Source organism: Amycolatopsis sp., assembly GCF_036008905.1.
In the GTDB taxonomy this organism is placed as follows: domain Bacteria; phylum Actinomycetota; class Actinomycetes; order Mycobacteriales; family Pseudonocardiaceae; genus Amycolatopsis.
Genome location: NZ_DASYMU010000225.1, coordinates 57,973 through 72,080, shown reverse-complemented (window position 1 = coordinate 72,080; position 14,108 = coordinate 57,973). Strand labels below are relative to the sequence as shown.

The following is a 14,108-nucleotide window of genomic DNA, read 5'->3' as shown; positions in this document are numbered from 1 at the left end:
AACTCCCGCTGTAACCCGGCGCATGCGGCGACCGTAGCTGATCTACACGGCCGATCAGCGAACTTCAGAAGACAGATAAAAGGTCAGGAAACGCCAACGAGTTCACGTTTGTCGACGCGCGCCGGGACGAACGCCGTGAGCACCAGGCCGATGAGCGCGGCGACCGCGGCGACGATGAACGTCGCGCGGAACCCGTCCGCCGACGGCACAGTCGTGGTGCCGACGACGATGGTCAGGTGGGCGAGCATGGTGGCCATGACAGCGCTGGACGTCGACGTCCCGACCGAGCGCATGAGCGCGTTGAGGCCGTTCGCCGACGCGGTTTCGGTGATCGGTACCGAGCCCATGATGAGCGCGGGCATCGCCGCGTAGGAGATGCCGACGCCCGCGCCGATGATGATCGACGCGATGACGAGGTCGGCGACGTTGTCCATCATCAGGGTCACGAAAATGTAGCCGACGGCGATGACGGTGGCGCCGAGCATGAGCGTCAGGCGCGGGCCGAAACGCGTGGTCAGGCGGGCGGAAACCGGCGAGAGCAACATCATGACCAGGCCGTTCGGCGCCAGGCAAAGCCCCGCCTGCACGAGTGTCTGACCGAGTCCGTAGCCCGTCGAGGACGGCGCCTGGAGGAGCTGCGGGAACGACAACGCCATGGCGTACATGGAAAACCCGACCATGATCGACGCGAAGTTCGTGAACAGCACGGGACGTCTCGCGGACACGCGGAGGTCGACGAGCGGGTCACGCGTCTTGAGCTGGTAGGCGCCCCAGCCGAGCAGGATCACGATGGCCGTCACGGCGAAGCCGATCGTGCGCGCGCTGCCCCAACCCCACTGGCTGCCTTTGACGATCGGGAGCAACAGGCCGGTCAACCCCACGACCAGCCCGAGCGTGCCGAGGAAGTCGAACCGGGCCTTCGTACGCAGCGGCGATTCGGGGACCACCACCATGATCAGCAACGCGCACGCCGTGCCGAGCGCGGCGGATCCCCAGAACAGGACGTGCCAGTCGGCGTTCTGGGCGACCAGCGCCGCCACCGGCAGCCCGATCGCGCCGCCGACACCGAGCGTCGCGCTCATCAGCGAGATCGCGCCGCCGATCCGTTCCTGCGGCAGTTCGTCGCGCATGATGCTGATGCCGAGCGGGATCACGCCCATCGCGCAGCCCTGCAGGCCACGGCCGATCACCATGAGCCACAACGAACTCGTCGTCGCCGACAGGACCGAGCCGAGGATCAGCAAACCGAGGCTGAACAGCATGATCCGGCGCTTGCCATAGAGGTCACCGAGCCGCCCGCTGACCGGCGTGATGACCGCGCCCGCGAGCAACGTGACCGTGACGACCCAGGACGCGTCGGTGGCGGAGGCGTTGAGGAGGCGGGGGAAAACCGGGATCAGCGGGATGACCAGCGTCTGCATGAACGACGCGACCAGCCCGCAGGAAGCGAGGACGGCGACGACGACCGTCGGGGATCCGGAACGTCTCAACCCAGTGTCTCCCAGCGGATTTCGTGCACGATGAACGTACTCCGCACGATACATAGCTATAGCAAGGAGTTTCCCGATGAGTGAGCGAAACAACTCGGTCACCGCGCTATGAAGGGTCCCTTCCTCTCAAAAAACGGGAGGAAGGGACCCTTCATAGCACTCCACCGACCGAAGCCGACTTACTCGTAGATTTCGCCCTTTTCGGCCTTCGCCACCAGCGACTCGGGCGGCAGGAAGTGGTCGCCGTAGCGCTCCGCCAGCTCACGCGAGCGGGCGACGAAGCCCTTCAGGCCACCGTCGTACTGGTTGATGTACTGGATGACACCGCCGGTCCAGGCGGGGAACCCGATACCGAAGATCGACCCGATGTTGGCGTCCTCGACGGTCTTGAGGACGCCCTCGTCGAAGCACTTCACCGTCTCGAGTGCCTCGGCGAAGAGCATGCGCTCCTTGAGGTCCTCGAACGGCACTTCGGCGCTGCCGGACTTGAAAGCGTCACGCAGGCCGGGCCAGAGGCCGGTGCGCTTGCCGTTCTCGTCGTAGTCGTAGAAACCGGAGCCGGTGGAGCGGCCCTTGCGGTCGAACTCGTCGACCATGCGGTCGATGACGGCCTCGGACGCGTGCCCGTTCCAGGTGCCACCCTCGGCTTCGACGGCCGCGCGGGTTTCCTTGCGGATCTTCTGCGGCAGCGTGAGCGTCAGCTCGTCCATCAGCTGCAGCGGCGGCGCGGGGTAGCCGGCCTGCGCGCCGGCCTGCTCGATCGACGCGGGCTCGACACCCTCGCCGAGCGCGGCGACGGCCTCGTTGATGAACGTGCCGATGACCCGCGAGGTGAAGAAGCCGCGGCTGTCGTTGACGACGATCGGGGTCTTCTTGATCTGCAGCGTGTAGTCGAACACCTTCGCCAGTGTGGCGTCGGAGGTCATCTCCCCGCGGATGATCTCGACCAGCGGCATCTTGTCGACCGGCGAGAAGAAGTGGATCCCGATGAAGTCTTCCTGGCGCTTCACGCCCTCGGCGAGCGAGGTGATCGGCAGTGTGGAGGTGTTGGAGCCGAGGACGGCGTCCGGGTTCACGATGCCTTCGATCTCACCGAAGACCTTGTGCTTCAGGTCGACGCTCTCGAAGACGGCCTCGATGACGAAGTCGACACCGGCGAAGTCGGCGGCGTCGGCCGTCGGCTTGATGCGGGCCAGCAGCGCGTCGGACTTCTCCTGCGTGGTCTTGCCACGCGAGAGGGCCTTCTCTTCGATCTTGGCCGCGTAGCCCTTGCCCTTGTCGGCGCCTTCCTGGGTGACGTCCTTGAGCACGACGTCGATCCCGGCCTTCGCCGAGACATACGCGATCGCGGCACCCATCATCCCGGCGCCGAGCACGCCGACCTTGGTGGCCTTGAACTTCTCGAAGCCCTCGGGGCGCGAGCCGCCGGAGTTGATGGCCTGGAGGTCGAAGAAGAACGCCTTCGTCATGTTCTTCGAGACCTGGCCGGTCACGAGGCTCACGAAGTAGCGCGTCTCGATCTGGATCGCGGTGTCGAAGTCGACGACCGAACCCTCGACGGCCACCGCGAGGATCGCGCGCGGCGCGGGCATGTTGGCGCCCTTGATCTGCTTGCGCAGGTTCGCCGGGAACGCGGGCAGGTTCGCCGCGAACGACGGGCTGTTCGGGGTGCCGCCGGGGATCTTGTGCCCCTTGACGTCCCACGGCTGGACCGAGGCCTCAGGGTTGGCCTTCAGCCACTCCTTCGCCTTCGGCAGCAGCTCGTCGACCGAGCCGACGACCTCGTGGATCAGGCCGAGCTCGAGCGCCTTGGCCGGCTTGTGCCGCTGGCCCTGCACGAGCACGTTCATCACGGCGCTGGCGATACCGAGCAGGCGGACCGTGCGGACCACGCCGCCGCCACCGGGCAGCAGGCCGAGGGTGACCTCGGGCAGGCCGATGACGGTGCCCGGTACGTCGGCCGCGATGCGGTGGTGCGTCGCCAGCGCGATTTCGAGGCCGCCACCGAGGGCGGCACCGTTGATCGCGGCGACGACCGGCTTGCCGAACGTCTCGAGCTTGCGGAGCTGTGCCTTGAGCTGCGCGCTGTGCGCGGTGATCTCTTCGGCCTGCTCCGGCTTCGCCTTGATCAGGTCGTTGAGGTCGCCACCGGCGAAGAAGGTCTTCTTCGCCGAGGTGATGACGACACCGGTGATGGAGTCCTTCTCGGCCTCGAGCCGGTCGACGATGATGCCCATCGACTCGACGTAGTCGGCGTTCATCGTGTTCGCCGACTGCTTGGGGTCATCGAGGGTGAGGACGACGATGCCGTCGGAGTCCTGCTCCCAGCGGATGGTCTTCGCTTCAGACATACTCTGTTCCTTAAAAGAGAAAGAACGAAAACGGTCCGTCAGACCCGCTCGATGATGGTCGCGACGCCCATGCCGCCGCCGATGCAAAGGGTGACCAGCGCGCGGCGCGCCTGGCGGCGCTCCAGCTCGTCGACGACGGTGCCGACCAGCATGGCGCCGGTCGCGCCGAGCGGGTGGCCCATCGCGATGGCGCCACCGTTGACGTTGACCTTCTCGTCGGGGAGCTTCAGGTCCTTCATCCACTTGAGCACCACGGACGCGAACGCCTCGTTGAGCTCGAACAGGTCGATGTCGTCGACGGTCAGGCCGGCCTTGGCCAGCACCTTCTCGGTCGCCGGCGTCGGGCCGGTCAGCATGATGGTGGGCTCGGAGCCGATCGCGGCGGTCGCGACGATCCGGGCGCGCGGCGCCATCCCGAAGTCCTTGCCGAGTTGCTCGTCACCGAGGAGCACGATGGCCGCGCCGTCCACGATGCCGGACGAGTTGCCGCCGGTGTGGACGTGGTTGATGCGCTCGACCTGGTGGTACTTCTGCAGCGCGACGGCGTCGAAGCCGCCCATCTCGCCGATCGCGGCGAAGGCGGGCTTCAGCTTGCCGAGGCCCTCGACGGTGGAGCCGGGACGGCGGTGCTCGTCGTGGTCCAGGATCGTGACGCCGTTGATGTCCTTGACCGGGACGACGGACTTCGCGAAGTAGCCACCGGACCAGGCCGCTTCGGCCTTCTCCTGCGAGCGCACGGCGAACGCGTCGACGTCTTCACGCGAGAAGCCCTCGATCGTGGCGATCAGGTCGGCGCCGGTGCCCTGCGGGACGATGTAGTTGTCGTACGCGGTGGTGGGGTCGAGGAACAGCGCGCCGCCGTCCGAGCCCATCGGCACCCGCGACATGGCTTCCACGCCACCGGCGATGATCGCGCGCTCCCAGCCCGAGCGTACCCGGGCCGCGGCCTGGTTGGTGGCTTCGAGGCCGGACGCGCAGAAGCGGTTCAGCTGGACACCGGCGACGCTCTGCGGCAGGCCGGAAACCAGCGCGGCCGTGCGGGCGATGTCACCGCCCTGCTCGCCGACGGGGGAAACGACGCCGAGCACGATGTCGTCGATGACCGCGGGGTCGAGGTTCGGGTGGCGGACCTGGAGCTCCTTGATGAGCCCGGCCACGAGGTCTACCGCCTTGGTGCCGTGAAGGGCACCGCCCTTGTTCTTGCCGCGAGGCGTGCGTAGCGCCTCGTAGATGTACGCCTCACTGCTCACTGAGATCTCCTCGGGTACTGCGGTGGACTTCCGAGAGTAATGCTAATAACCACTAACATATGCCTGAAGAACCCCATGGTGTCAACGGGTTGCGACCTAGTCAACACCAGGTAGAACAGCGTCGCAAAGCGACTCCGTTGAGGGTGGTGGAGGGAGACGGGTGAGCTACAGTGTGTTCACCTATGGATCACTCGACCGTGCGCCCCCGGCGACCGCGAGACCGCAAGGCCCAAGTGGCCGCGGCCGCCGCGGAACTGTTCCGCGCCCGCGGGTTTCACGGCGTCGGCATCAACGACCTGGCCGCCGCGGCGGGCATCACCGGCCCCGCGTTGTATCGGCACTTCGCGGACAAGCAGGCGATCCTGGCGTACGTCGTCCTGGCCGGGATCGACGACATGGAAGCCGCGACGACAGAGACGCTGGCGGGCGTCGATACGCCTGTGCCAGAACAGATTTCAGCCCTGCTGACCGCACTGGCGACCGAAGCCGTGGAGCGTCGCGAGGTCGCCGCACTGTGGCGCTGGGAGGGCAAACACCTCCCCGCCGAACACCAACGCGAGATCCGCCGCCGCTCGAGCGCGGTGCTCGCGGCGTGGACGAAAGCACTGCTCAGCCAGCGTCCCGAACTGTCACCCGAAGACGCCGAGCTGCTCTGCTGGGCCGGACTCAGCGTGTTCGGCAGCGTCTCGGTACATCACACGACCGTGGCGAAGCGCCGGTTCATCCAGCTACTCGTGAAGCTCGCCCAGCGTGTGCTGCACGCCACACTCCCCGAGCCGCCCGAAGTGGCGCCGGTCACCCTGCCCGCGTTCAGCGTCGGTACCCCGTCCCGCCGGGAACAACTCCTCGCGGCCGCCTCCGACCTCTTCGGCCGCCGCGGCTTCCACGCCGTCAGCATGGAAGACATCGGCGCCGCCGCCGGCATCACCGGCCCGAGCGTCTACCGGCACTTCCCGAGCAAGGCCGCCCTGATGGTCGCCATCGGCCACCGCGCGGCGGACAGGCTCGCCGTCGGCGCCGACCACGCGCTCCGCCTCGCCGCCCCCGCCGACGAACGCGAAGCCCTGCGCGGGCTCGCGACGTCGTACGTCCAGACACTGCTGCACACACCCGAGCTGTCGGTGTCGTTCTCCGGCGACCCGGTGACCATGCCCGAACGCGACATGACCGACCTGCTGCGCGTCCAACGCGACTACGTCGGCCGCTGGGTTCAACTCCTCGCCGCCGCCCACCCGGAACTGAACGCACGGGACGCGAAAATCACCGTGCATGCGGCGCTGACCATTGCCAACGACCTCACTCGCACGCGCCGCATCAGCTCACGGCCACACCTGGAAACAGAACTCGGCGCGCTCATGACAGCGGTTCTGGGTCTCTGAACCGACCCAAGTCGTGAGTGCGTAACAGTGTTATTGACGGGTGAGGCAGATATGCGCGTCTTGGGTGTTCAACGACCTTCGCCATCTGTCGACAGGTGGCGGTAGTTGCGGACGCGGGGTATCACGTGATGTCGACATCTCGTGGCTAGCGGGCCGGGCTGGGTGAGCGGGCTCGGCTCGGGCGGGCGGGTGGCTTGTGAGTGGCTACGAGTGTTAGAACACTTGTTGCCACTCACAACCCCACCTGACCAGCAGCGACGCCCGGTAAGACCGTCACCTGCTTGCGACCGCCCGCGTCATGCCATGTTTGCCTCATCCATCAATAGAACACTGTTACGCACTCACGACTGTCGCTCGTAAGGATCACCTCTGGCGCCGTCACCTGACTCAAGGTAACCTACTCGCGAGTAGGTAACGTGAGAGCCGGTTCCCGGCTGAGGGGAGAGGCGACGGTGGCTGCGCCAAGGAAACGGGACGCGATGGGCTTCGGCCTGGGTGCGCTCACCCGGCTTGCCGGAAGCAAGACGATCGAGCGGGCAGGGCTGCGCAAACCCGTGCAGAACCTGGTGACCGCGGGCACGCGGAGCGGCTTCCGGGCGGCGGGCGCCGCGGGGCGCACGTTCAAGTCGGTGCGGAAGCTCGGCAAGCCTGCCCGGCTCGCGCCGGCCGAGGACACCGGGATGTTCGACCTCGCGCCGAGCGAAGACCAGCAGATGATCGTCGAGACGGTCACCGAGTTCGCCGCCGAGCAGTTACGGCCTGCGGCGGCCGACGCGGATGCGAAGCTGGCGGCCCCGGAAGGATTGCTCACGCGGTCCGCGGAGCTGGGCATCACGCTCCTCGGGATTCCCGAGGAAGCGGGCGGGGTCGGCGAGGGCCGGTCCGTCGTGACCAACGCGCTGGTGGCCGAGGCGCTCGCGCACGGCGACCTCGGGCTGGCTGTCGCGGTGCTCGCGCCGTCCGCGGTCAGCACGTCCCTGGTGCTTTGGGGCGACGCGCAGCAGCAGGCCGACTATCTTCCCGCGTTCGTCGGCGACAACGTTCCGGCGGCGGCTTTCGCGCTGCAGGAGCGGACGCCGTTGTTCGACCCGTTCAAGCCCGCGACCAAGGCTCGCCGGACGCCTAAGGGGTACCAGCTCGACGGCGTGAAGTCGCTGGTCCCGCGGGCCGCACAGGCCGAGCTGTTCGTGGTGTCCGCCGATCTTGAGGGGCGCGGGCCGGCCCTGTTCATCGTCGAGTCGTCCAACGCCGGTGTGAGCATCGAGGGCGAGCCCGCGATGGGGCTTCGTGGAGCGGCGACGGGCAAGCTGCACCTGGACAAGGTTCAGGTGCCTGCGGGCGCGTTGCTCGGTGGCGGCAAGGTCGAGGTCTTCACGGAGGCTGTCCGGCTTTCGCGGCTCGGGTGGGCCGCGCTGGCGGCGGGAACGGCGAAGGCCGTGCTCGACTATGTCGTGCCGTACGTCAACGAGCGCGTCGCGTTCGGCGAGCCGGTGAGTCATCGGCAGGCGGTGGCGTTCTCGATCGCCGACATGGCCATCGAGCTCGAAGGGCTGCGGCTGGTCATGTTGCGCGCGGCGTCGCGGGCCGAGCAGGGCAAGACCTACGCCCGAGAGGTCGCGCTGGCCCGGAAATTGGCCACCGACAAGGGGATGCAGATCGGCAACGCCGGGGTGCAGCTGCTCGGCGGGCACGGATTCGTCAAGGAACACCCTGTCGAGCGGTGGTACCGCGACCTCCGTGCCATCGGCGTGATGGAAGGCGCCGTCCTTCTCTGAAAGGCAGTTCACCATGATCAACCTTGAAGCTCCCAAGAAGGCCGGGCCGCTGATCAACCAGGCGTACCAAGCGGCGGCCCAGGTTTTCCGGCCCATTTCCCGGAAGTACGACCGCGCCGAGCACACCTACCCGACCGAGCTCGACATGTTCGCCGCCCTGCTGGACGGGCTGAACTCGTCCGGCGAGGGCGGCGCGGGTGCCGCCGGGGTGCGACGCAATGAAAAAGACGGCGAAAAAAAGGGAAACCGCAACGGCGCCAACCTCAACGTCGTGCTCGGCACCATCGAAATGTGCTGGGGCGACGTCGGTCTGCTGCTTTCCATGCCGCGCCAAGGTCTTGGCAACGCCGCGATCGGGTCCGTCGCGACCGACGAGCAGCTGAAGCGGTTCTCCGGGCTGTGGGCCGCGATGGCGATCACCGAGCCGAGCTGCGGTTCGGACTCGGCCGCCATCACCGCGACGGCGAAGCTCGACGGCGACGAGTACGTGCTCAACGGCGAGAAGATCTTCGTGACTTCCGGCGAGCGCGCGGACGCCGTCGTCGTGTGGGCGACCCTCGACAAGAACAAGGGCCGCGCGGCGATCAAGTCGTTCGTGGTCGAGAAAGGCACGCCGGGCTTCGAGGTCGTGCGGGTCGAGCACAAGCTCGGCATCCGCGCGTCGGACACCGCCGTGCTGCGCTTCGAAAACTGCCGCGTGCCGGCCGGAAACCTCTTGGGCACGCCGGAAATCGACACCAAAAAGGGTTTCGCCGGGGTCATGCAGACCTTCGACAACACCCGCCCGCTGGTCGCCGCGATGGCCGTCGGCCTGGCCCGCGCCGCGCTCGAAGAGACGCAGCGCATCCTGGCCGGAGCCGGGGTGACCATCGACTACGACAAGCCCGCCAACTCCCAGCACGCCGCCGCCGCGACCTTCCTCCAACTGGAGGCGGACTACGAATCGGCGTACCTGCTGACGCTGGAATCGGCGTGGATGGCCGACAACCGGAAGCCCAACTCGCTGCAGGCGTCCATGGCCAAGGCGAAGGCCGGGCGCTCGGTCGTCGACATCACGCTCAAGTGCGTCGAGCTGGCCGGAACCGTGGGTTACACGGAGGAATCCCTGCTGGAGAAGTGGGCGCGCGACGCGAAGATCCTCGACATTTTCGAGGGCACGCAACAGATCCAGCAACTCATCGTCGCCCGCCGCATCCTGGGGAAAACGAGCTCCGAGCTCAAGTAGGGCAGAAGTGCTATGAACGGACCTTTCCTGGCGAAAAACGCTAGGAAAGGTCCGTTCATAGCACTCTGGCGCTCCCCGACACCAGCAGCTCCACCATCCCCGTCCAGCTGAGCCGGTACCCCTGTCGCTCGGCCGCCGCGCGCTCAGCCGGGTCGAACGTCGGGTCCAGCGCCGCCTCGACGGGCCCCAGCCCGACGCCGACGATGCTGTCCGGCCAAAGTCCCAGCCGTTCGGCGTGGTGCGAAACCGCACCACGCAGGGTGAAACCGCGCAGAGGCTCATCCGTCAGCATCAGGGCGACCGCGCCCGCGCGTAGCACAGCGAGGGTGTAGCTCACGTCTTCGTCCTCACGGAACCAAGCCAGAGCCCGGCGAAGCGCCGCGAGGGCGTCGCTGATCGAACCGGCTGACACCGCCGCGCGGCGCATCATCGATTGGGCGATGCCCAGTTCCGACCAGCCCGCCGCCCACAGGTATCCGCACTGCTGCGCGAGTTCCGCGGCCGCGGCCAGGTTTTCCTCGCCAGGCACCGGCTGTCCTTTGAGGACATACGAGCCACCCAGCGCCATCTGGCCGCCGACGACGAGCCAGTCCTCGTCCAGTTCCCTGCCCACGGCGATCGACTGCTCGGCCGCTTCCCGTGCCGCTTCGACGTTGCCGCTCAGCAGGCCGCCAAGCGCGGTGTAGTAGAGCGCGCGGCCGTACAGCACGTGGTGTTCGTGGTCGACGGGCTCGCCCAACACCGAGTAAGTCTCGTCGCCGCAGCGTTTCGCGTCGACGAGGTCGCCCGCGTAGTAGGCCAGGCTGGTCAGCGCGACCCAGGCTCGGGCACGGTCGAGCGTCGGCGCGGCGGGCGCGGCCAGGAGCGCGGCGCCGAGCTGACGTCGCCCTTCGGCGATGTGGCCGCCGCGGGCCCAGAACCAGTTGAGCTTGGCGACCGTGTGCAGCGCCAGATCCGGCCGGTGCGCGAGGTCGTAGCTGATCCCCGCGCGCAGGTTGGGCAGCTCGCGCGTCAGCACGCGGTTCGACCACGCCGAGCGTTCGCTCACCGAATCGATGGCCCAGCGCGCGACGAACTCGCGGATCCAGCGGGCGTGCGCCTCCTGCGAAGCGACCGCGTCCGGGTCGATTTCCCGGCAGTAGGCGCGAATCGTCTCCATCAGCCGGTAGCGCGTCGGCGTCATCGTCGTGTCGGCCATGATCATCGAGCGCGCGACCAGCGACGACAGCGACTCCAGCAGTGAGGCGTCCACCGTCTTCGGCTGGACGGCTTCGGCTGCCTCCAACGAGAATCCGCCTTCGAACGGCCAGAGACGCAGCAGCAGCGCTCTGTCCTCATCGGACAGCAGGTCGACGCTCCACGAGATCGCCGCTTCCAGCGTCGTATGCGGCGTCAGCGATCCACGCGGGACCGAGCCGAGCACGGCGAACCTGTCGTCGAGGCGTTCGGCGATCTCACCGAGTCCCAGCACCCGGGCGCGGGCGGCGGCGAGTTCCAGCGCCAACGGCAACCCGTCGAGCGCCGCGCACACCTGGCGCGCCTGCTCGCGCGCTTCGGGTGTGGGTATCCATCCGGGCCGGATCGCGCGTACGCGGTCGAGGAGCAGCAGCACCCCGGCGCCGTCGGAACCGTCGTCGGCCTTGAGCGGCAACGGATCCAGCGAGACGATCGTCTCGCCGTCGATGTCGAGGGGCACCCGGCTGGTCGCGAGGATGCGCAGATGCGGGCAGCTTTCGAGCATTTCGATCGCCAGCTCGGCCACCGCGTCGACGAGGTGCTCACAGTTGTCCAGCACCAGCAGGCCGCGGCGCGGGCCGAGCGCGCGGATCAGCGCCAGCCGCGGGTCTCCCGCGATCTCGGCAAGCCCTGCCGCATCGGCGACGGCGTGTGCGAGCACTTCGGGCTGCCGGACGTCGGAAAGCCGGACCAGCCAGGACATCTCCGCGCCGGCGACGTACTCGAAGGCCAGCCGCGTCTTGCCCACACCCGCCGGGCCGACGACCGTCACCAGCCGCTGTTCGGCCAGCAACCGTGCCACCGTCGCGACTTCGTCGTCCCGCCCGATGAACGACGACAGCCGCCGTCCGACACCGGTCGTCAGCGCGCCAGGTGCCGGCAGGAGGAGCCTCGGGTCCTGGGCGAGCACGCGTCCCTCAAGCTCCTGCAGCTCGATACCCGGGTCGACACCCAGGTCGTCCGCGAGCAGGCCACGCACGCGTCGCAACGCCGCGAGCGCGTCACCCTGACGTCCGCAGCGGTACAGCCCGAGCGTGAGCAACGCCCAGCGCCGCTCCCGGTACGGCGCGACCCGCACGCCCGCCTCCAGCTCGGCCACCGCGCTCGCGGCGTCGCCCATCGACAGCTGCGCGGCGAGCCGCTCTTCGACAGCGACCTCGCGCAGCTCGCCGAGGCGGCCACGGGCGGCTTCGAGCGCCGGTGAATCGTGCAGATCGGCGTACGCCTCGCCGCGCCACAACGCCAGCGCTTCGGTCAATACTTGGAACGCCTGTTTGGCAGCGCTCTCAGCGAGCATTTGCTTACCGTCGGCGACGGCCTTGGTGAAGCGGGCCGCGTCGGTCGCGTCCGGTTCCAGCGCGATCCGGTAGCCGGTCCCGCTGCGCTCCACCAGCCCCTGGCCCTGCGGTCCGAGCGCGCGTCTCAACCGCGAGACGTAGACCTGTAAGGCGGCTACAGCCCGCGGCGGGGCGTCTTCGCCCCACACGATCTCGACCAGTTGATCGTCGGGAACGGCATGTCCGTCGGCGGCTACCAGCGCGGTCAGCAGGCGTCGGGGCAGCGGCCCGCCCACATCCAAGTGGGCACCGCCGGCCTCCACCTCCACCGGGCCGAGCACGAGGCACACAAGCACACCAAGACCCTAGCCGCGCAGGACCGAATCGTCTGTAAGTCGACTGTAGGAACACAGCGTCAAACTTCGAAGAGCTGGATCCGAGGAGGACGAAATGAAGCTTGACGACAACATCCGGGTGACGCTCGACGACCGCGATCTCACCCTCCGCAGCGCTCTGGCGGCCGTCGAGGGGATCACCCTGGCCGACGACCGCCCGGACGTGGTGCTGCTGGACCTCTCCGCGCACACCACGATCGGCGGGATCCTGCGTGCCACACCGGGCGCCACCGTGCTCGTGTTCGCCGGGCCGGACGACGACCGGTCGCTGCTCGCCGCGCTGAGGGCGGGCGCACGTGGCTACGTCGCCAAGTGCTCCGGGGTGGACGAAGTCGTCCGGGCGATCCGCGAGCTCGCCGGCGGCGGCGCGTTCTTCGGCGCACCCATCGCGGACAGGCTGGCGGGCCTGCTCGCCGGTACCCGGGACCACTTCCCGTACCTCGAGTTCACCAAGCGCGAGCGGGACGTGCTCGACCTCGTCGCCGACGGGCTGGCCAACTCCGTCATCGCGAGCAGGCTGGAGCTGGCCCCGAAGACGATCCGGAACCTGACGTCGACGATCTTCGCCAAGCTGCACGTGTCGAGCCGCGCCGAAGCGATCGAACGATCGCGGGATTTCGGCTTCGGCCGTCAGGTCGCCGCCGCGATCTGCTCGGCCTGAAACTCGTCTATGTAGCGCCAGGTGGTGCCGCGGGCCTTCCGGCCGGTGAGCACGCCGAGGTGCCCGCCGGGCGCGGTCTCGAACCGCACCGACTGCGCGTTGTCCAACAGCTCGACCACGCGCTCGACCGACGGCCTCGGGGCGATCGTGTCGTTCTCCCCCGCGACGATCAGCACCGGCACCTTGACGTCGGACAGCGCGATGACACGGCCGTTGAGGTCGACCGTGCCTTCGGCGAGATCGTTGGTGCGGAAGAGGCGGTGGTAGAGCTGGCCGAAGGTCCGGCCGGGGTAGGCGATCATGTTGTCCATGAAGTGGTCGACCGCTTCGATCTGCGCGAGGTAGTCACGGTCGTCGAGGTTCTTCAGGATCGCCAGCGGCTTCGTGATCTCCTTGCTGATCCCCGTCGCCCGAAACACGCGGCTGACCAGGTACGACGGCGCGCCGCCCAGCGCTCGGTAGATCGGCGTCAGCAGATGGCCGCCGGTCAGGTCCACGAGCGGGCGGAACGGCGCCATGATCGGGATCGCGGTGAAGTCGACCGGCGAGCCGACGGCCACGATCGACTCGATCGGCAGCTTCGGCTGGTCGGCCGCGACCAGCAGCGAGAAGATGCCACCCAGTGACCACGACACGAGGTGCACGCCCTGGCCGCCGGCGTCCTCGCTGACCTTGCGGATCGCGCGCGGCAGCACCTCGTCGATCCAGTGCTCGATGCCGAGCCGCCGGTCGGAGAACGCGACGTTGCCGTAGTCGACGAGGTAGGTGTTGCGCCCGTTGTCGACGAGGTGCTCGATCAGGCTGCAGCCGCGGCGCAGGTCGAAGCAGATCGCGGGCGCGGCGAGCGGCGGCACCAGCAGCACCGGCGGGCCGGAGCCGATGCCGGTGCCCTTGCTCGTGGTCATGCGGTAGACCGACCGGTTGGGGCCCTGGTCGATCAGCACGCGGGGCATCGGGCGCAGATCGGCGACGCCGCCGTGCAGCACCTTGCCGACCACGTTCGAAGCGGCGGCGGCGAGCCGTGCGGGCGGTGATGCCATGAGATTGCCTCCAGAAAGTGAACTCCGGT

9 protein-coding genes are annotated in these 14,108 nt (G+C 68.2%); 4 read left to right on the top strand and 5 right to left on the bottom strand.

All coding sequences use genetic code 11. The features are described from left to right. Positions 1–83: 83 nt before the first annotated feature. The 3 genes from VGP60_RS36625 to VGP60_RS36615 all read right to left on the bottom strand — a co-directional run bounded on the left by VGP60_RS36625 (position 84) and on the right by VGP60_RS36615 (position 5,091). A complete protein-coding gene (locus VGP60_RS36625) occupies positions 84–1,490 on the bottom strand; it encodes an MFS transporter (protein WP_327552788.1) in 1,407 nt (468 codons plus the stop codon). A gap of 179 nt (positions 1,491–1,669) precedes the next feature. After that, a complete protein-coding gene (locus VGP60_RS36620) occupies positions 1,670–3,841 on the bottom strand; it encodes a 3-hydroxyacyl-CoA dehydrogenase NAD-binding domain-containing protein (RefSeq protein ID WP_327552787.1) in 2,172 nt (723 codons plus the stop codon). 38 nt (positions 3,842–3,879) lie between these two features. Beyond that, on the bottom strand, positions 3,880–5,091 hold the full coding sequence (locus VGP60_RS36615; protein ID WP_327552786.1) for an acetyl-CoA C-acetyltransferase: 1,212 nt from the start codon (positions 5,089–5,091) through the stop codon (positions 3,880–3,882). 182 nt (positions 5,092–5,273) lie between these two features. Here VGP60_RS36615 and VGP60_RS36610 point away from each other — a divergent pair, with 182 nt between their 5' ends. From VGP60_RS36610 to VGP60_RS36600, 3 genes are all read left to right on the top strand, one after another. Next, the gene (locus VGP60_RS36610) at positions 5,274–6,470 is read left to right on the top strand and encodes a TetR/AcrR family transcriptional regulator (protein WP_327552785.1); all 1,197 of its coding nucleotides are present in this window, start codon (positions 5,274–5,276) and stop codon (positions 6,468–6,470) included. Positions 6,471–6,949: 479 nt separating this feature from the next. Continuing rightward, positions 6,950–8,245 carry an acyl-CoA dehydrogenase family protein gene (locus VGP60_RS36605; RefSeq protein ID WP_327552842.1) on the top strand — a complete coding sequence of 432 codons (1,296 nt, stop codon included), beginning with the start codon at positions 6,950–6,952 and terminating at the stop codon, positions 8,243–8,245. A 13-nt stretch (positions 8,246–8,258) separates the two neighbouring features. Further along, positions 8,259–9,470 carry an acyl-CoA dehydrogenase family protein gene (locus VGP60_RS36600; RefSeq protein ID WP_327552784.1) on the top strand — a complete coding sequence of 404 codons (1,212 nt, stop codon included), beginning with the start codon at positions 8,259–8,261 and terminating at the stop codon, positions 9,468–9,470. Positions 9,471–9,525: 55 nt separating this feature from the next. Here VGP60_RS36600 and VGP60_RS36595 read toward each other — a convergent pair whose 3' ends face one another. After that, positions 9,526–12,339, bottom strand: coding sequence for an AfsR/SARP family transcriptional regulator (locus VGP60_RS36595; RefSeq protein ID WP_327552783.1), 2,814 nt, complete (start codon positions 12,337–12,339; stop codon positions 9,526–9,528). Between the two features lie 94 nt (positions 12,340–12,433). Here VGP60_RS36595 and VGP60_RS36590 point away from each other — a divergent pair, with 94 nt between their 5' ends. Beyond that, on the top strand, positions 12,434–13,039 hold the full coding sequence (locus VGP60_RS36590) for a response regulator transcription factor (protein ID WP_327552782.1): 606 nt from the start codon (positions 12,434–12,436) through the stop codon (positions 13,037–13,039). Here the strand turns inward: VGP60_RS36590 and VGP60_RS36585 are convergent. Beyond that, positions 13,009–14,079: an alpha/beta fold hydrolase gene (locus VGP60_RS36585; protein WP_327552781.1), complete on the bottom strand. Its 1,071-nt coding sequence runs from the start codon at positions 14,077–14,079 to the stop codon at positions 13,009–13,011. The genes VGP60_RS36590 and VGP60_RS36585 overlap by 31 nt on opposite strands. Positions 14,080–14,108: the final 29 nt, after the last annotated feature.

Bases quoted from the DNA above. Each gene is read 5' to 3' on its own strand.
- VGP60_RS36620 (WP_327552787.1), bottom strand. From the start codon at position 3,841: ATGTCTGAAGCGAAGACCATCCGCTGGGAGCAGGACTCCGACGGCATC.
- VGP60_RS36610 (WP_327552785.1), top strand. From the start codon at position 5,274: ATGGATCACTCGACCGTGCGCCCCCGGCGACCGCGAGACCGCAAGGCC.
- VGP60_RS36605 (WP_327552842.1), top strand. From the start codon at position 6,950: ATGGGCTTCGGCCTGGGTGCGCTCACCCGGCTTGCCGGAAGCAAGACG.
- VGP60_RS36600 (WP_327552784.1), top strand. From the start codon at position 8,259: ATGATCAACCTTGAAGCTCCCAAGAAGGCCGGGCCGCTGATCAACCAG.
- VGP60_RS36590 (WP_327552782.1), top strand. From the start codon at position 12,434: ATGAAGCTTGACGACAACATCCGGGTGACGCTCGACGACCGCGATCTC.
- VGP60_RS36585 (WP_327552781.1), bottom strand. From the start codon at position 14,079: ATGGCATCACCGCCCGCACGGCTCGCCGCCGCCGCTTCGAACGTGGTC.